This window comes from Thauera sp. 2A1, from assembly GCF_009469595.2.
In the GTDB taxonomy this organism is placed as follows: Bacteria; Pseudomonadota; Gammaproteobacteria; order Burkholderiales; family Rhodocyclaceae; genus Thauera.
In genome coordinates, this window is the sequence record NZ_SSXV01000030.1 from 32,510 (window position 1) to 50,579 (window position 18,070).

The 18,070-nt window shown below is 67.8% G+C and carries 17 protein-coding genes; 6 read left to right on the forward strand and 11 right to left on the reverse strand.

Features of this window, described 5'->3' with window-relative positions; genetic code table 11:
• Positions 1–251 precede the first annotated feature (251 nt).
• On the forward strand, positions 252–659 hold the full coding sequence (locus tag GH664_RS20220) for a glyoxalase/bleomycin resistance/extradiol dioxygenase family protein (RefSeq protein ID WP_153169919.1): 408 nt from the start codon (positions 252–254) through the stop codon (positions 657–659).
• Positions 660–696: 37 nt separating this feature from the next.
• Positions 697–1,245 (forward strand): formaldehyde-activating enzyme, encoded by a 549-nt coding sequence (gene fae / locus GH664_RS20225; protein ID WP_153169920.1) that lies wholly within the window; start codon positions 697–699, stop codon positions 1,243–1,245.
• On the opposite strand, the gene GH664_RS20230 is transcribed toward fae, so the two are convergent.
• A complete protein-coding gene (locus GH664_RS20230; RefSeq protein WP_228111641.1) occupies positions 1,133–1,612 on the reverse strand; it encodes an HD domain-containing protein in 480 nt (159 codons plus the stop codon). The two genes, fae and GH664_RS20230, sit on opposite strands and share 113 nt — an antisense overlap.
• Between GH664_RS20230 and GH664_RS20235 the strand changes: the two genes are divergently transcribed.
• Together GH664_RS20235 and GH664_RS20240 are read left to right on the forward strand one after the other, a co-directional pair.
• The gene (locus tag GH664_RS20235) at positions 1,503–1,790 is read left to right on the forward strand and encodes a hypothetical protein (RefSeq protein WP_194270457.1); all 288 of its coding nucleotides are present in this window, start codon (positions 1,503–1,505) and stop codon (positions 1,788–1,790) included. The genes GH664_RS20230 and GH664_RS20235 overlap by 110 nt on opposite strands.
• Before the next feature lie 134 nt (positions 1,791–1,924).
• Positions 1,925–2,665, forward strand: coding sequence for a hypothetical protein (locus GH664_RS20240; RefSeq protein ID WP_153169922.1), 741 nt, complete (start codon positions 1,925–1,927; stop codon positions 2,663–2,665).
• Between the two features lie 33 nt (positions 2,666–2,698).
• Here the strand turns inward: GH664_RS20240 and GH664_RS20245 are convergent, their stop codons facing one another.
• The 4 genes from GH664_RS20245 to GH664_RS20260 form a co-directional block, all read right to left on the reverse strand.
• A complete protein-coding gene (locus GH664_RS20245) occupies positions 2,699–3,394 on the reverse strand; it encodes a succinate dehydrogenase iron-sulfur subunit (protein ID WP_153169923.1) in 696 nt (231 codons plus the stop codon).
• Between the two features lie 18 nt (positions 3,395–3,412).
• The gene (sdhD, locus tag GH664_RS20250; protein ID WP_153169924.1) at positions 3,413–3,754 is read right to left on the reverse strand and encodes a succinate dehydrogenase, hydrophobic membrane anchor protein; all 342 of its coding nucleotides are present in this window, start codon (positions 3,752–3,754) and stop codon (positions 3,413–3,415) included.
• The gene (sdhC, locus tag GH664_RS20255) at positions 3,751–4,137 is read right to left on the reverse strand and encodes a succinate dehydrogenase, cytochrome b556 subunit (protein ID WP_153169925.1); all 387 of its coding nucleotides are present in this window, start codon (positions 4,135–4,137) and stop codon (positions 3,751–3,753) included. Before sdhC ends, sdhD begins: the two co-directional genes overlap by 4 nt.
• Positions 4,138–4,242: 105 nt before the next feature.
• A complete protein-coding gene (locus GH664_RS20260; RefSeq protein ID WP_153169926.1) occupies positions 4,243–5,355 on the reverse strand; it encodes a hypothetical protein in 1,113 nt (370 codons plus the stop codon).
• A 275-nt stretch (positions 5,356–5,630) separates the two neighbouring features.
• On the opposite strand from GH664_RS20260, the gene GH664_RS20265 reads away from it, so the two are divergent.
• Positions 5,631–9,362 carry a choice-of-anchor L domain-containing protein gene (locus GH664_RS20265; RefSeq protein WP_153169927.1) on the forward strand — a complete coding sequence of 1,244 codons (3,732 nt, stop codon included), beginning with the start codon at positions 5,631–5,633 and terminating at the stop codon, positions 9,360–9,362.
• Positions 9,363–9,414: 52 nt separating this feature from the next.
• Here GH664_RS20265 and GH664_RS20270 read toward each other — a convergent pair whose 3' ends face one another.
• The 6 genes from GH664_RS20270 to GH664_RS20295 form a co-directional block, all read right to left on the reverse strand.
• Positions 9,415–10,707, reverse strand: a complete 1,293-nt coding sequence (locus tag GH664_RS20270; protein ID WP_153169928.1) for a sensor histidine kinase KdpD — start codon at positions 10,705–10,707, stop codon at positions 9,415–9,417.
• Between the two features lie 18 nt (positions 10,708–10,725).
• Entirely contained in the window at positions 10,726–11,379 is a 654-nt protein-coding gene (locus GH664_RS20275) for a response regulator transcription factor (RefSeq protein WP_153169929.1), read from the reverse strand.
• A gap of 121 nt (positions 11,380–11,500) precedes the next feature.
• Complete coding sequence (locus GH664_RS20280) at positions 11,501–12,829, reverse strand: ferric reductase-like transmembrane domain-containing protein (protein ID WP_153169930.1); 1,329 nt, start codon at positions 12,827–12,829, stop codon at positions 11,501–11,503.
• Between the two features lie 151 nt (positions 12,830–12,980).
• On the reverse strand, positions 12,981–13,886 hold the full coding sequence (locus GH664_RS20285; RefSeq protein WP_153169931.1) for a DMT family transporter: 906 nt from the start codon (positions 13,884–13,886) through the stop codon (positions 12,981–12,983).
• Positions 13,883–14,434: a response regulator transcription factor gene (locus tag GH664_RS20290; protein WP_153169932.1), complete on the reverse strand. Its 552-nt coding sequence runs from the start codon at positions 14,432–14,434 to the stop codon at positions 13,883–13,885. Before GH664_RS20290 ends, GH664_RS20285 begins: the two co-directional genes overlap by 4 nt.
• Positions 14,435–15,715 (reverse strand): sensor histidine kinase KdpD, encoded by a 1,281-nt coding sequence (locus GH664_RS20295; protein ID WP_228111642.1) that lies wholly within the window; start codon positions 15,713–15,715, stop codon positions 14,435–14,437. It lies immediately after the preceding gene.
• A 282-nt stretch (positions 15,716–15,997) separates the two neighbouring features.
• On the opposite strand from GH664_RS20295, the gene nosZ reads away from it, so the two are divergent.
• Entirely contained in the window at positions 15,998–17,968 is a 1,971-nt protein-coding gene (nosZ, locus tag GH664_RS20300; RefSeq protein ID WP_153169934.1) for a TAT-dependent nitrous-oxide reductase, read from the forward strand.
• Positions 17,969–18,070: the final 102 nt, after the last annotated feature.

The window sequence follows — 18,070 nt, forward strand, 5'->3', positions numbered from 1 at the left end:
GGTGGCGCCTGCGCGTCGTCGTGCCGCCTGACCATCACCCTGTCGGAGGAGCGCTATCGGGCGCTCAAGGAGGCGTCCGCGCAACGCAACAAGACCATCGGGCAATTGATCGAAGAGAGCCTGGACTTCTATGGCATCAAGTCGCGCGACAGCGCCCGCGAACGCGTGCGCCGCGCCCGAGACCGCGCCGCGCTGAGCGACAAGGGGCTGTGGCTGGAACCCTGTCGTCGTCCGACCCGAGGACCATTGCCATGAGCGACGTATCGCACCCCACCGACCCCGCCGTGATGAAGGGCGTGATTCCCTACCTGTCCATGGCGGGCCGCACAGCCGAAGCCTGCGATTTCTGCGCCCGCGCCTTCGATGCGAAGGAGCTGGACCGCATGCCCTTCCCCGACGGCAAGCCCGGATTGATCCACGCCCAGGTCGAGATCAACCGCGGCGCGCTGATGATGACCGAGGCGCTGGCTGCGAGGGGTGAGGCTCGTGGCACGGGCCGTTGTTCCTGGCTATTTTTCGACAATTCATGTCCGGCACAGGACAACAGGGCCGTAAGCCCGGCACTAGAGTCCGGAACTGGATCGATGGCCCGATGCGGTCATCGATACGGCATTTCCCGGCCCGGGTCGAGTCTGCAGGCCGGCGCACGGGACGTGTAGACGATTCGACATCCCATCAAATGAAGGAGACCCACTCATGTCCGAACGCATCCTCTTCCGCAGTGGCGAAGCGCTGGTCGTCGCGGGGCAAGCCGTCACCGCGGCCGAGCCCGAAGTAATCATCGGCGAGCTGGATGGCCCGGTTGGCACCGCGCTGGCCACGCTGACCGGCGATCAGGTCAAGGGCCACACGCGCGTGTTCGCCATTCTGAACACCGACATCCAGGTGCGTCCGCTGACGCTGATGGTGAGCAAGGTCACGGTGAAGGACGAGCGCTACACCAACATCCTGATGGGCACGGTTCAGGCGGCGATCGCCAACGGCGTGCTGGACGCCGTGCGTGCGGGCTATATTCCCCGTGAAAGGGCCAATGAACTCGGCATCATCGTGTCGGTGTGGCTGCACCCGCAGATCACCTCCGTCAAGGACCTCGACCATGCGGCGCTGTTCGACATCCATCGCGAGGCCATGCTCAAGGCGATCCGGAAGGCGATGAGCAATCAGCCCGACATCGACTGGCTGCTGGAAAACCAGGACAAGATCGTGCACAAGTACCACCAGATGGGGCTGGACGGGAAGATCTGACTTCCGCGCCGGTCGCCGGTCGCCGGTCGCCGGTCGCAGCCTTGTGCAGCATGGGCTGGAAACGGTCGAGCGCTTTCGCAAATTTGGCGTCGTCGCTTTCGGCGGCCTCGAACTCACACCACAGTTCGCGGAATTCGGCGGCCTGCGTGTCCGGCAGCAAGCCGAAGAGGCGCTCGGCGGCCAGCCGTTCGCGCTCCTCCTGGCCGGCATGCGTCGCCGGTACGTGGAAGGGGACGTCACCCGCGTCGATTTCGACGATGTCGTGGATCAACAGCATCTTCACGACACGCAGCACGTCAACCGAACCGGCGCAGGCCATGCAGGCAGCCTCCGAGATCATGCTGGCGTGGTGGCGGCTATGGGGCATGCTGGCGCGGCTGGACACGGCGATCGAGAACGCCGGAGGCAGGCTTCCCCAGGCCCTTGCGACCGGCCTCGACGACATCGAGACCCGCGAGCTGATGGAAACGCGCGACATGCGCCTCGCTGCGGCGCTGGTGCACAAGGGGCTCGAGAACAAGGGGTTCGTGATGCTTGCCGCCTGATCCCTCACCGCCGCCACCATGACGGCCCTGCAGCCGGCTCGCTTTTCCGCGACGCGTTCCTTTACTTCAGCACGTCCGCCCCGCCGCGCCCACCAGGCCCTGTGCTATGTTGCAAAAACAGTGGAGGGCAAGCGATGAAGATCCGTCAGGCCATGCGCTGGGAGTGGGACGCGATCGCCGGCATTACCGCGGCGTTCGTGGCGATGGTGCTGCACCTGCTGCACATCGTCGATGAGGCGGTCGTCCTCCCGATCCTGCTGGCGCTGGTTGGCCTGCTGTTCATCAATTTCATGCGCCACAGCCGCAACAACGAGCTGACCGCCGAGCAGGTCGAGCGTACGGCGCACACGGTCGACGCCCTGCAGGCTGCACTCGAACATCCCGGCCTGGCCCTCATCGGACCGCGCCAATTGCAGACGGAATGCCACCGCTTCCTGCTCGCGATGAGCGGAGACTCCATCTGGTTCAACGTGTGCCTGTCGATGTACCGCACACCCGCGCTGTTCGATGCCCTGCTGCGCCCGGCGGTCGACAATCCGGCGGTCGGTTCGATCCAGTTCGTGCTCGATGAAAGCCAGCGCGCGCTCTGGGACAGCACGATCGCGCCGCAGATCGCCACCTGCGCCGGTCATGCGCGTGTGCGCCCGCCGCGCTGGTGCAAGCTGGAGCGCACGCTTTCCTTCATCCTCGCAGATAGCCAGCACAGCGGCGGATGCGAGGCCCTGCTCAGCTTCTGGGGCGAACCCTTCATGGCCCAGACAACCGGGCGGGATGTGCCACGCTTCGTATTCCACGTGCACAAACACTCCGAGCTGCTGCCCCACCTGCTGGAACTCGAAGGCTGCAGCGCCCACTTCCGTTCGCGCATGCAGTGAATGAATGGATGGATCGCAGCCGCGCGTGCCGTGTCAGGACGAACGCCGAAGCAGCGCCAGCCGGATGCGCTCGATCGCGTGCGAGGGACTCAAGCCCTTCGGGCAGACCTCGGTGCAGTTCATGATCGTGCGGCAGCGGTAGAGGCGATAAACGTCGTCGAGGAAATCGAGCCGCTCGGCGGTGGCGGTGTCGCGGCTGTCAGCGATGAAGCGGTAGGCCTGCAGCAGGCCCGAAGGCCCGATGAACTTGTCCGGATTCCACCAGTACGACGGGCAGAACGCACTGCAGCACGCGCACAGGATGCATTCATAGAGCCCGTCCAGGCGCTCGCGCTCGGCCGGGCTCTGCAGCCGCTCGCGCTCCGGCAGGGGCTCGCCGTTGATCAGCCAGGGCTTGATCGAGTGGTAGTGGGCAAAGAATTGCGTCATGTCGACGATCAGATCGCGGATCACCGGGAAGCCCGGCAGGGGGCGCAGCACCACCGGCTCTTTCAGGCCGTCGAGCGCAGTCAGGCAGGCGAGACCGTTGCGTCCGTTGATGTTCATCGCGTCCGAGCCGCACACCCCTTCGCGGCACGAGCGCCGGAACGACAGGCTGTCGTCCTGGACGCGCAGGCGCATCAGCAGGTCGAGCAGCTTCTTGTCGCCCGCCTCCGGACGCACCTCGTAGGCCTGCATCCGCGGCGGATTCCCGCCCTCCGGGTCGAAGCGATAGATGCTCAGTTTCATGTCCCGTCCCTTCGCCGCTCAAGCGGCGAGCGTCACCGCGGCCAGGCTCAGCAGCACACGCACGAGCACGCCGAGCAGCACGACCGCGATCAGGCTCAGTACGAAGAAGCGCAGCCCGCGCGGCTGGACGTAGTCGAGCACGATGTCGCGCATGCCGACCCACGCGTGCGCGCACAGAGCGCCGAACAGCAGCGCGATCAGCGGTCCGCCCAGCACGCCACCGGCGAAGTCGCGCCATGCGGAGAAATCGAGCGGCGCCGCAAAAGGCAGCGCGAGCGCGGCGAGCACGATCAGCACCAGCAGCAGCAAGGCGCTGATCCGCTGGATCACCCATGCCCGCTGACCGTCGAACAGCCTCATGACAGCCCCCAGACCAGAAAGAGCAGCGCGAGCAAGGGTGCGGCGAGCAGGACCACCCGCGCACTGGCGCGCGCCCGGGCAAGCTCGCTCCCTACGCCGACGTCCATCAGCAGGTGGCGAACACCGGCCAGCACGTGATGCACGAGCGCCCACACCAGCACAGTGGCCGCGACGACGTAGAGCGGCGACGAGAGCAGCTTCCGCAGCGAAGCGAAAACGTCCTCGGAGCGCAGCGACGCATCGAGCACAAGGGCGATGACGGGCAGGGTGATGAACAGCAGAACGCCCGACACGCGGTGTGCGATCGAGGCGATCGCGCCGACCGGGAAACGGATCTGCGCCAGATTCAGGAACATGGGCAAGCGACGAGAATGTCTGTCCATAGCGGCTCCTGCCCAGTTCAAACCTCCGCCCCGCCGACTGCGGCGGCGCGAGTCATACCCGAACCGTAGACCAAAGATCGGCGCTGCGGTGGCTCCGCTCGCAGCTCACTTCGCCGCCGCGTCGTTCTTCTTCTCGAGCATGTTCGCACCCACCGAGCGCACCGAGGCGACCGACTTCAGCACGTTGAACCAGAACGGCGCACCCAGCGCCAGCGCGAAGGCCGACAGCAGCAGGCCGACCAGCTTCTCGAAGCCCTCGCGCGAGAAGAGGTCGCCAATCCATTCATGGAACTCGTCCTCGTCCCAGCCCAATGACAGGCCTGCGCCCGTCAGGGTGTCGATCTGATCGACGATGCGCTCGTCCACCGCTGCCCGCTCCTCGTCCAGGGCATCCCGCAGCGCTTCCTCGTTGTCGAGGGCGGCCTGCAGGTCCGGGTGCGACTGCAGACATTCCTCCGCAGGCCCCTCGCCGCCTGCCTGTAGCGGGCAGCCCGCGGCCTGCTCCGCCTGCCTGCGCGTGGCGACCGCCTTGTCGTAGGCCTCCTTCGCCGCGTCGCGCGCGGTCGTGTCCATCAAGGCCTGCACCTGCGAGCCCTGTTTCACCAGCTCCTTGCGCAGGGCGGGGTCGGCCGACAACTGGCGCGCGATGTCGATCGTGTCGACGTTCATCGCCACCGCGACGAACAGCGACAGGCCGACGACCACGTACTGCGTCTTCTGCCGGTACCAGGCGGTGAGCTGGTCCTCGAAGGTCTTGAACCAGGCGTCGAGCAGCTCCTGGAACTTCGCCAGGTCGCCATTGGCGCGCGCACAGAGGTCGATGAGGATGCTGCGGATCGGCGACTTGTCGTCGAGCTTTTCCGCCAGCGCGCGGATGTCGCTCACGCGGGCGAAGGCATCGGCCCTGAAGCCGTCGACGGTTGCGAGGACGCCCTGAATCAGGGGCCATGCCGACACGTAGCTCGCGCGGAAGGTCTTGAACAGGCCCGGCGTGCCCATATGGGACAGGAAGGGCGAATCGAGCACCTGGTCCGCCTTGCCCTCGGCCAGCGCCTTCGGATCGGAGGACAGCAGGCTGGCGATGCCCTTGCGCAGCCAGCGCGCACGGCTGCTGAGCGCCGCGGCGACGAACTCGTTGATCGACGTGACCGCGAGCGCGAACACCAGATAGACGAGCGCCAACCCCAGCAGCACGTCCAGCGCAACAAGGAAATCCATTTCCACCGCTCCGACTCGATCATCGTCCCCCCGCCGCCCGGATGCCCGGGCTCCGCATGAGGCCCCTGAACGCCGGATCGACGCACCGTCCATGCAATTAAGATCGGGGCGATTCGATTGTCAAGGGACAGCCGCTCGCCGCAACTCGCCAGAATGCCATTCGACTTCAGCGGGGCTTCAGCCTGCGGTGATAGCGTGTCGCGTCAAGTCGCCGCCCCGCGTGGGGCAACGCGACCGCCCGTCACTGCCGCCCCCTCAGTCGCAAGGAGTTCGCCATGGCCACCTTCACCGCCTATTCGTCTGCCTCCACGCCCGACGATCTCGCCACGGCGCTGCTCGCCGCCAACTCGGGCATCCAACTGCTCTCGCCCGTCACGCTTCATGCCTCGAGCTTCGATGCGGTCAATTTCTACGACGGCTCGCTCGCGAGCAGCCTGGGCATCGGCGCCGGCCTGCTGCTGACCTCGGGCTACGCCCCGGGCACGAGCAACACGATCGGCTGGGACGGACAGGACAACAGTGGCGTCAGCGGCTTCTACAACGGTGACGCGGACATCGATGCCGTGGTGAACACGGTGTTCCAGACCCAGTCCTACGACGCCACCACGTTCGAGTTCGACTTTAGCGCCAGCGATCCGAACGCGACCTCGATCAGCTTCGACCTCGTGTTCGGCTCCGAGGAATACCCCGAGTGGGTGGACGCCTTCGTCGACTGTGCGGTGGTCATCGTCAATGGCCAGAACTACGCGCTGTTCAACCACGACCCGAAGGCGCCGCTGAGCGTGATCAGCCCCAACCTGGCGGCCGGCTACTTCCAGGACAACGCGGCCGGCCTGTTGTCGATCCAGTACGACGGCGTGAGCCAGGTGCTGAAGATCGTCGCGCCGATCAACGGCAACGGCGCAATCAACCACATCAAGATCGGCATCGCCGACACCGGCGACCACATCCTGGACAGCGGCCTGTTCATCGCCAACATGACCGCCGGCAACATCCCCGGCTCGGGCGTGGTGTCCAATCCCGGGGGCGGCACGACGGGTGACGACACCGTCGTCGGCTCGGCCAAGAACGAATATTTCGACCTGCAGAGCGGCAACGACGTGGCCTACGCGGGAGCCGGCGACGACATCGTGGTGGCCGGAGCGGGCAACGACACCGTCTACGGCGGCAGTGGCGCCGACGACATCGAAGGCGACGCGGGCAACGACTACCTGGACGGCGGCGCCGACATCGATACGGCGGTGTTCACCGGCAACAAGGCCGACTACGCGCTGAACGTCAGCGGCACGACGGTCCAGGTCGTGTCCGCCGCGGAAGGCAGCGACACGCTGGTCAACATCGAGCAGTTCAAGTTCAAGGACGGCCTGTTCGCCCTCGTCGGCGGCACCCTCGTCGCCGTGGACACCAATCCCCCGGGCGGCCCCAACAGCGCCGGATCGGTCGTCATCAGCGGCGTCGCGATGGCCGGCAAGACGCTGACGGCGATCGTGATCGATGCCGACGGCGTCCCCACGGACTCCGGCGCGATCACCTATCAGTGGCAGACATCGACCGATGGCAACACGTGGACCAACACCGGCGTCACGACCAGCAAGTTCGACCTCGCGGACAACGCTGCCGGGCTGCAGGTGAAGGTGGCAGTCGCCTACAGCGACGCTACGGGCACGCCCGAAAGCCCGGTCAGCGCCGCGGTGACGGTGGCCCAGACGTCGGCCGACATCGTCATCGCGCCGATGCTGATCACCGCGCCGGCGGGCGCCTCGGTGCAGGATCCGCTGACGACGCTGGTGCAGGACGCCACCGGCCTGGGCTACACCCCGGCCGAAGCGTCGCAGATCATCAAGCAGGTGCTGGGCATCGACCCGGCGGTGGACCTGGCCCACTACGACGCGCTGGCGGCGCTCGCCGCCGATGCGACCGATGCGGCGGCGCTGAGCTTCCTGAAGATCGCCGCGCAGGTGGCCATGGCCGCCTCGGTGTCGGACCCGAGCGGCATGAACCTGACCCTGGCCGTGCTCAACGCCAGCGCGGCCAACGCCACCCTGGACCTCACCAGCGCGGCGGATCTGACCAGCGCGGGCCTGGATGCAGGCTCGCTTGCCCTCGTGCAGGGGCTCAACCTCGACATGGCGGATGCGCCCGATTTCGACACGGCCAAGAAGGTCTGGAACGACTGGGCCGGCCAGGCGGACAACCTGAAGCCCTTCCTCGATCACATCGAGGTGATCAGCGTCCATATCAACCAGGCGCCCACCGGCGTGGCCACGGCCGAATTCCAGACCCTGCAGGACACCGCGCTGACGATCGCCAATGCCGACCTGGTGGCGGGATTCAGCGATGCCGATGGCGGCATCCTCGCGGCTGCAGGCCTGCAGGTCGACCAGGGCGGCAGCATTGCGCTCAATGCCGACGGAAGCTGGACCTTCACGCCGGACCCCGGCTTTGCCGGCCCGGTGGAACTGTCCTGGTCGGTCGGCGATGGGCAGGGCGGTGTGGCGACCGCCGCCACCCTGCTGATCGTGCAGCCCGTCGTGCCGCCGGTGGATCATCCGGCGACCGGGTCGCTGAGCGTCTCGGGGGTGGCGGAGGAAGGCGGCAGCCTGCTGGCCCTCGCGAACGTGACGGACCCCGACGGCCTCATCGGGACCAGCTTCCAGTGGCAGGAGAACATCGGGACGGCGGACGCGCCCGTGTGGCAGGCGATCGCCGGGGCGACGGGCGCGACGCTCGCCATCGCGGACGACCAGAGCGATGTCGGCAAGGTGGTGCGGGTGGTGGCCACCACTACCGATGCGCTGGGCGGCACGACCGATTTCGTGAGCGAAGCCCGGACCATCGCCAACGTCAACGACCCCCACACCGGCACGGTCTCCATCAGCGGCACCGCGCAGGACGGCCAGACGCTGACCGCCAGCAACACGCTGGCCGACGCCGACGGCATGGGAGCGGTCGCGTACCAGTGGCGCGCCGCCGGCGTCGACATCCAGGGCGCCACCGGCAGTGCGCTGACGCTGACGGCGGCTGAAGTCGGCAAGGCGATCACCGTGTTCGCGTCCTACACCGACGCCTTCGGCACCTTCGAATCCGAAACCTCGGCCGCGACCGCTGCGGTCGTGGCGCGCGACCTGAACCTGCAGGGAACAAGCGGCGCAGACACGCTGACCGGCGATTCGGGCAACGACACCCTGTCCGGCCTGGCGGGGCAGGACAGCCTTTACGGGCTGGCCGGCAATGACATCCTCGACGGCGGCGCGGGCCGCGATCTGCTCGACGGCGGCGAAGGCTCCGATCTGTATCTGGTGCATCAGTCCAAGGAGCACGGCAGAGCCGAATTCAGAGATACCGGCATGACCGGTGTCGATGAAGTCCGCTTCTCCGCGACCAAGGCGAGCACGCTGAAGATCTACGCGGCGGATACCGGCATCGAGCGCGTCGTGCTCGGCACCGGCACCGGCGCCGTTGCAGACACCACGGGCACCACGGCGCTGAACGTCGACGCGTCAGCGGCGGCCAACGGCCTGGTCATCATCGGCAATGCCGGCGCCAACACGCTGACCGGCGGCCAGCACGGCGACAGGCTCGAAGGGGGCGCCGGGGCCGACAAGCTGCTCGGCGGCGCGGGCGCCGACGTGCTCGCCGGCGGGACGGGGAAGGACCTGCTGACCGGCGGCGGCGGCGCCGACCTGTTCGTGTTCGACACCGCGCCCAACGCCTCGACCAATGTCGATACCCTCACCGACTTCACCCATCTGACGGACAAGCTGGGGTTCAGCATGGCCGTGTTCGACGGCCTGGGGACGACCGGGACGGCGGACGAGTTCTGGGCCGCCGCGGGCGCGAATACGGCGCACGACGCGACCGACCGGCTGATCTACAACACCTCGACCGGCGCCCTGTACTACGACGCCGACGGCACGGGCGACATCGCCGCCATCCAGGTGGCGCTGGTGGGCACGGGCAAGGCGCACCCGACGGTGGATTGGACCGACATCCAACTCATCGCCTGAGTGCTTTCAGGCGCGCGGGCCTGCGGGCCCGCCGTCTCCCAGGCGATGGCCCTCAGCCGACGATCGGCCAGCTCAGTTCGATGCGAAAGCCCTCATCGACATCGCGCAATTCGAGGCGGCCATGGTGCGCACGCACCACGAGATCGGCCAGGATCAGCCCGAGCCCCCTGAGCGGACTGCCAGGGCCGTAGTCCTGGCGGTCGAGCGCATCGCGCAGCCCCTGCAGGCGCTCGCTGGGACAGCCCTCGCCGTCGTCCTGCACCCAGAGCCGGTTCCATCCCGCCGCGGCGGTGACGCCCAGGCGCACGCAGCGGGCGTGATGGCGCAGCGCGTTGTCGAGCAGATTCATCAGCACGGCGGACATCAGGTCCGGGTCGGCATGCAGCGGTGCATCCTCGACGACTTCGAGCCGAAGCGGATCGAAAGGCAGCGGTGCGAGCACTTCGGCGAGCGTGACCGCCTGTCGCGCCGGCTCGATGCCGCTGCGGAACATCGTCAACAGCGCCTGCATGACGCGGCTCAAGCGCGTCGCCGCTTCACGGATCCGACGCAGCCGCGGTTGAAGGTCGGCGGGCGCCTCCTTCAGCGCGATCGCCAGTTGCGCATCCATGCCGGCCAGCGGGGTGCGCAGCGCATGGGCGGCATGCGCGGTGAACGCGCGCTCGCTGACGATGCGCAGGGCGAGGCGCTGGCCGAGATCGCGCACCGCCTGTTCGATCGGCTCCAGCTCGGCCCGGCTGCTCGTGTTCGGCGCCGTGCCGGGCAGCAGCGGGTCGTAGCGCTGCACGGCTGCCGACAGCTCGATCAGGGGACGCAGTTCACGATGCAGGCGCGCGTTGGCCAGCAGGTAAGCCAGCAGGCTCATCATCAGCGCGCTGCCGAGCGTGTACAGCAGTGCCTCGGTGCGTGCCTCGCGGCGCTCCCACTCGCTCTGCGCCACCAGCAGGAAGCGGCGCGGCGCCGAGTCGAAATCGAGGGTGACCAGCCGCCACTGACCATCGGCCGTGTCGGCAAAGCCGGCTGCGGCCTCGGTGCGCAGCGCGACGGCCGGCGCCTTGTGCGAGCGGCGCAGCACCGCACCGCTGTCGCGGTCGACCAACTGCCAGACGAGATAGTCCTCGTACTCGGCGTGCTCCTGCGGAACGCGCTCGTCACGCCCGTCGTCCGGCGCGATGGCCAGGATGTGCTGGAACATCTCGGCCGATTCGCGCAGCCGATGGTCCATCAGCTCGTCGATCTCATGACCGATCACCCACCACACTGCAGCGGTGATCAGCACACCCCAGACGACGGCGCTGAGGAGCAGCGTACGGGCGACGCGTTTGCGGAGGGAAGGAAGCGGCATCGCAGCGGCAGTCGGGGGTCAGGCCAAGGGGACGCGATAGCCGAGGCCGCGCACCGTGTCGATGAAGCTGCGTCCGAGCTTGGCGCGCAGCTTCGAGACATGGACCTCGATCGAGTTGCTTGCGATCTCGCTGTCGAAACCGCACACCAGGCTCTCCAGTTCGCTGCGCGACACGATGCGACCGGCGCGCAGCACCAGCGCCTCGACGATCGCCCATTCGCGGGCGGTCAGCTCCACGCCTTGCCCATCGACGCAGACGGCTCTGGCGCCGAGGTCGACCGTGACCGGCCCGAAGACCTTCCGATGATCCCCGCCGGCGCTGCGACGGGCGACCGCGCGCAGTCGTGCGCACAATTCCTCCGGCGCGAAGGGCTTCACCATGAAATCGTCGGCACCGCCGTCCAGGCCTTCGATGCGATCCTTCACCTGATCGCGCGCGGTGAGCACCAGTGCCGGCACCTTCATGCCGCGGGTTCGCATGCGCCGCAGCCAGTCGATGCCTGAGCCGTCAGGCAGGTTCCAGTCGATCAGCCAGGCGTCGTAGGTCTCGCCGACACAGCGGTTCGCCTTCGCCAGCGTATCGACCCAGTCGACGACATGCCCTTCGCTGCGCAGGAAGTCGCGCAGGCCCTCGCCGATGATGGGATCGTCTTCGAGCAACAGCAGGCGCATGGGGGAGACACTCTCGCTGGTCGGAGCCTGAGCCAGGCAGGGAGGATGACGCCCTGCCCGCGTTCGCCTCGAAGCTTAAGCCTTGCCGGGCACCCAATGCCAGACATGTGCCGAGTGCCGCCTAGCGCATGTCGAACAGCTCCTGATGGAAATCGCCTGGCTGCAACCCCCTGGCCGTGAAGCCCTCGCGCAGCGCCTGGCCGAAGCCCGCCGGGCCGCAGAACCAGACGTCGGCCTGCGCCCACTCGGGCACGGCCTGGCAGATGCGCGCCACGTCGAGCCGCCCGTCCTTCGCCGTGACCAGCACGTGCAGCCGCGCCCTTGCGGCCTCCGCGGCGCGGCGCAGGCGGGCGATGAAGACCTCGTCGGGCGCGCTGGTGCTGTAGAAGAGATCAACCGGCCTGCCATCCGCTTGCACCGCGAGCGCCTGCAGGCGGGCGATGAAGGGCGTGATGCCGATGCCGCCGCCGACCCAGATCTGCCGCGGCCTGCCGCCTGCGAAGGCGAAGCGGCCATAGGGCCCCTCCACGGTGACGGTGTCGCCGACGCGCAGCACTTCCGGCAGGCGCGACGTGTAGTCGCCCAGGCCCTTGATCATGAAGACGAGCCGTCCGTCACCCTGCCAGCCCGAGGAAATGGTGAAGGGATGCGCCCCTTCGGCCGCATCGAAAGTCACGAAGGCGAACTGGCCGGCCTGATGGCCCGGCCACTGCCCCTGCAGGCGCAAACCGACCTTGAGCACCTGGTTGTCGCGGAAATGATCGAGTTCCTCGATCTCCGCCACTACCTTGCGCTGCTCGCCCACCTTGCGCAGCAGGGACACGACCGCGCTCGCCGAGCCGCCCGCCATCAGCAGCACCATGACCGGGCCGATGCCCTGCGTCCAGTAGCCGACCGGAATCAGCACCACCGAGTGGAACACCAGCGCCAGGTACGCGATCGCCAGCAGGCGATGGGTCTTGACGAACAGTCGGTAGGGGAAGCGCTTCACCAGCGCCAGCACGATCAGCACCACGGCGGCATAGAACGCCCACTCGCCGACGCTTTCGGCCAGCCCGCGCTGCTGCTGCAGGAAGCGCAGGATGGGGTCGGTCTGCTCCGGTCGCGGCCCGCGCGCCGGCTTCACCAGCCAGCCCCAGCCCACCGCCCACTTGGTGCCCTGCGCCCACAGCCAGTGGATGATGGCGACCACCAGCCCGGTGACGCCCAGCCACTTGTGCAGGCGGTAGGCCTTGTCCATGCCGCCCAGCAGCGGCTCGAAACTCACCGGGCGCAGCGCCAGCAGCATGCCGGCGCTCATGACGCCCATGGCGAGGACGCCGGTGTAGTTGATCGCCACCGTGCGCAGCGCGAAATACTCGTAGCCCTTGGGCAGCAGCGGATCGGCCATCCACCACAGCAGGCTCAGCAGCGCGAGCAGCCCGGCATAGGCGAGCTTGATGTTCTTCATTTTCGACCTCCCTTGCGCACGCAGGCGATGCGGTCTGCATCGATGAAGCCGGGCGCATGCTCGTTCAGGTCTTCATTGTGTCACCTGGGCACCCGCGTTTTGTATCGGAAGTTGGATTCCGGCGCAGGCGCAGCGACCGGTTGGAATCCGGTCAGCCGCTCGCGCGTGCTTCGAACCACGCGCGGAACAGGCCGCGCATCCAGCTCCAGCGGCTGATCAGCAGGGCGGCGAAAATCAGCGTGCAGCCGACGAGCTGCAGCGCCGTCATCGTCTCGGCAAACCACCACGCGGCGAGGATCGCCGTCCATACCGGTTCCAGCATCAGGATGATGGCGGCGTGGCTCGGCGTGGTCAGGCTCTGGCCGTGGAGCTGCAGCAGGAAGCGCAGCGTGGTGGCGATCAGCGCACTGGCGGCGAGCCAGCCCAGCACCGGCCCCGCCACCTGGTCGGGCCAGCGCTCGAACCACAGCGCGATCGGCAGCACCAGCAGGCCCACCACCAGCATCTGCAGCGTGCTCAGCACCAGCACCGGCACATTGCGCACGACGTGCGAATTGACGTTGAACAGCAGCGCGAAGACCACCGCCGCACCAAGGAAGAACCACTGCCCCGGCTCGACCCGGAAACCATGCGCCAGCGACAGGCAGGCGAAGCCCGCCAGCGCCAGCGGCAGCGCCGCCCAGGTCGTCGCCGGCGGCCGCTCGCCGAAGAAGAGCCGCGCGAACACCGGCACCAGCACGATGCCCAGGCTGGCGATGAAGGAGCTCTCGCCGATGTGCCGGGTGTGCTGCAGGCCGAGGATCCACAAGGCCATCGCCGCGGCGAACAGCGCGCCGACGAGCAGCCCGCTGCCATAGCCGCGGCGATCGAGCGCGCGCAGTTGCGCCACCGAGAATGCCGCCAGCACGAGGCCCGCGATCAGGAAGCGCGTGCCGACGAACAGCAGCGGCGGCAGCCCGCCCAGCGCCTCCTTGGAGAAGATCCACCCCGCGGCGGCGATGAGGGTGGTGAGGACCAGCAGCAGGTCGGCCTTGAGGTGGTGTGCCGGCGCGCTCACTGCTCACCCTGGCCGGGCGGACGCGCCAGCTTGCGCTGCAGCGTGCGGCGGTGCATCTGCAGCGCGCGCGCGGTGGCGGAGATGTTGCCCTCATGCTCGGCGAGCACGCGCTGGATGTGCTCCCACTCGAGCCGGTCGACCGACATCGGCGCCTCCGGTGCACGATCGTCGATGACGACATCCTCGGCCTTGAGCGCCTTGATGATGGCGTCGACCTCGGCCGGCTTGGCCAGGTATTGCGTGGCGCCCAGCTTCACCGCATCCACCGCGGTGGCGATGCTGGCGTAGCCGGTCAGCACCAGGATGCGCGCGCCGGGGCTGGCCTCGAGCAGGGGGCGGATCAGCTTGAGGCCGGATTCACCGCCGATGTTGAGGTCGAGCACGATGAACTCGGGCGTGTGATCCTGCGCCAGTTCGACCGCGCCCTCGCTGTCGGTGGCGCCATAGCAGTCGAAGCCGCGCTGGCCCAGGGCGCGCACCAGCACGCGATTGAAGGCGGGGTCGTCGTCGACCACCAGCAGCGTGGGGGCCTGATCGGGAGAACTCATCTATTGCTTGTCCTGCAGGGCGAGGCTGAAGCGCACAATGGTGCCACCGCCCGGTCGTGGACGGAACGTCAGCGCGCCGCCATGATGCTCGATCGCCGCATGGGCGAGGAACAGGCCCACGCCCATGCCCGCGGGTCGCTCCTGCAGCGGCCCGCGGCGCACCACTTCCAGCACCTGCGGCGCGATGCCCGCGCCGCGGTCGGCCACCTCCACCACCAGGCCCTCGGCGGCAAGCATCGCCGTGACTTCCACCGGGGCATCCTCCCTGCCCGCAGCGATGCATGCGTTGGCCGCGTTGTCGATGAGGTTGTGCAGCGCCTCCCCCAGGCTGGCGTCGGCGACGATGCCGACCGCGCGCGCATCGGCATCGATCGTCAGCGCGGCGCGCGCGTGCGGACGCAGGCTGCGCCAGCGTTCGACCACGGCATCCAGCCAGTCGCCCGCCGCCACCACGCCGCCGCCTTCGGCGCGCTGCTGCCCCGCCTCGCGGCTCAACCCGCCAAGGATGGCCTTGCAGTGCTCCACCTGCTCGCGCATCAGCGCCAGATCCTCCCGGCAGTCGGCGGGCATGTCGGCGCGGCGATCGAGTTCGTCCACCAGGATGCGCAGCGTGCCCAGCGGCGTGCCCAGCCGGTGGGCGGCGCCAGCGGCGAGCTTGCCCAGGCCGACGACGTAGGCGTCGCGCGCTTGCGCCTCTCGTGCCCGCGCCAGCGCGTGGTCGCGGCGGGCGATCTCCACATTCAGGCGCGACACGAACCACACCACGGTAAGCGCCGACACCGCAAAGCCGAGCCACATGCCGGCGAGGTGCCAGCGCATCGCCGCATCGTCGTCGGCCAGGTTCACCGGCAGATGGAAGCGCCACAACAGCGAATACTCGGCCACCGCCAGTGCGGCGAGCGCCCACGCCAGCCGCGCCGGCAGGATGGCGGCGCCGACCGCGACCAGCGGCAGCAGTAGCACGGTCGCCGGGTTGGTGACACCGCCGCCGAAATACAGGAAGACGCCCCACGCGCACAGGTCGACCAGCAGTTGCGCGAACGCCCCCCGGCGCCCCGCCAGCACGCCGGCCAGGAGGCTGCCGGCGACGGCGAGCAGCGCGAGGTTGACCGCCGCCAGCAACAGCACGACGGCGAGCAACGGCTCCACCGCGTGCTCCGGCGCGAGCAGCGGAAAGGCGATGCCGGCCACGCCGGCCATGGTGGCCACCGACAGCCAGCGCAACTGCGACAGGCGCAGCGGGTCGGCGGCAGCACGGCGCGGCGGCTGCGTCGTGGACATGGCGCGCGACTCGGGAATTTGCATGTGAGACCTCGGCAGCAGGCGCAGGCCGTGCGGGACCGGCCGCGATGACGGCCTGGCACGATCCGCGTCCCCGTTTGATTGAGCTTTAAGCTAGATCAAAGTTTGCAGGGGGCGCCCCCTCTACAGTGCACCTGCGACAAAACGCCACAGGACATATTGTCGCAGGCCTCGAGCCTGAACCGCGGCAGCACGTTCTGCGCCGCAGCGGGCCTGAAGACTGCACGAAAACGATCACGCCAGACACGGGAGCGACAGATCATGAAAGACGACATCCAGATGAATCAGGTCGATGCGATGCCCGACCCGAGCCGCCGCCGGTTCCTCAATACCGCCGCACTCGCCGGCTTGGCCGGTGCCGGCCTGTCGGTCGGTCTGTCGGCCTGCAACAAGCAGCAGCCTGCCGCCCCCGCCGCGGCGCCTGGCGCGCCGGCGCCGGCCGCCGCACCGGCCGCCGCACCGGCCGCAGCCACCAGCGACATGCACATCCACCTGAAGCCGGGCGAGCTCGACACTTACTACGGCGTGTGGTCCGGCGGCCACTCGGGCGAGGCGCGCGTGTTGGGCATGCCCTCGGGGCGCGAGATCAAGCGTATCCCGGTGTTCAACATCGACTGCATGAGCGGCTGGGGCATCACCAACGAATCGAAGAAAGTCATCGGCACGCGCCCGGACGGCCAGCTCAAGTACAAGACCGGCGATACGCACCACATCCACGGGTCCTACACCGACGGCGTCTATAACGGCAAGTATTTCTGGGTCAACGACAAGATCCACGGCCGTATCGCCCGCATCCGCGGCGACGTGTTCGAGTGCGACGCAATCACCGAACTCCCCAACGTCCAAGGCTTCCACGGCATCTTCCCGGACAAGCGCGACCCGGTCGATCAGGCGGTCAACCACACCACGCGCGTGTTCTGCGGCAACGAGTTCCACATCCCGCAGCCGAACGACGGCCACGACGTCGATGATCCGAAGAAGTACTACTGCCTCTTCACCTGCATCGATGCCGAGACGATGGAAGTGCGCTGGCAGTGCAAGATCGACGGCAACATGGACCTCGTCGCCACCTCGTACGACGGCCGTTTCGCCGCTGCCAACCAGTACAACACCGAAGGCGGCGCGCATTACGAAGACATGATGTCGGCCGAGATGGACGCCTGCGTGTTCTTCGACGTCGCCCGCATCGAAAAGGCGGTGAAGGACGGCAAGTCCTTCACCATCGGCGCCTCCAAGGTGCCGGTGGTCGACGGCACCAAGGCGGCCAACCCCGATCCGAAGACCGCGCTGACCGCCTACGTGCCGGTGCCGAAGAACCCGCACGGCGTCAATGCCAGCCCGGACGGCAAGTACTTCATCTGCTCCGGCAAGCTGTCGCCGACCACCACCACCATCGAGCTGGCCAAGGTCGCCGATTTCCTCGACGGCAAGCTGGACGACATCCGCAAGGCGGTGGTCGCTGAAGTCGAGGTCGGCCTCGGCCCGCTGCACACCACATTCGACGGCCGCGGCAACGCCTTCACCACGCTGTTCCTCGACAGCCAGATCGTGAAGTGGAACATCGACAAGGCGATCGCGTTCAGCGCCGGCGACAAGAACGCGCAGTACGTGGTCGACCGCCTCGACGTGCATTACCAGCCGGGCCACCTGAGCGCGACGATGGGCGAAACGAAGGCGGCCGACGGCCAGTTGCTCGCGGTGGGCTGCAAGTTCTCCAAGGACCGCTTCCTGCCGGTCGGTCCGCTGCACCCGGAAAACGAGCAGCTGATCGACATCCGCGGCGACAAGATGGTGCTGCTGGCCGACCACCCGGTGCATCCCGAGCCGCACGACTTCGTCATGGTCAAGCGCGACCTGATCAAGACCAAGCAGGTCGGCACGCTCGAAGATCATCCGATGGCGCTGAAGGATCCGAAGGAATCCGGCGTGTTCCGCGAAGGCAAGAAGGTCACGGTACGCATCGCCTCGCAGGCGCCGGCGTATTCGCTGCGCGAGTTCGAAGTGAAGGTCGGTGACGAGGTGACGATCTACCTGACCAACCTCGACAAGGTGGAAGACCTGACCCACGGCTTCGCGATTCCGAAGTACGACATCAACTTCATCTGCAACCCGTATGAGACGAAGTCCGTCACCTTCAAGGCCGACAAGCCGGGCGTCTTCTGGTGCTATTGCACGCACTTCTGCCACGCGCTGCACCTCGAAATGCGCAGCCGCATGATCGTGCGTGCCTGAGCCAGGCAGTGTTGCACGGGGCCGGCAGCACATCGGCCCCGCCTGAACGGATCGGGGGGCTAGGCCCCCCGATCGCTTTTGGTGGCCGGAATTCATCGCCCT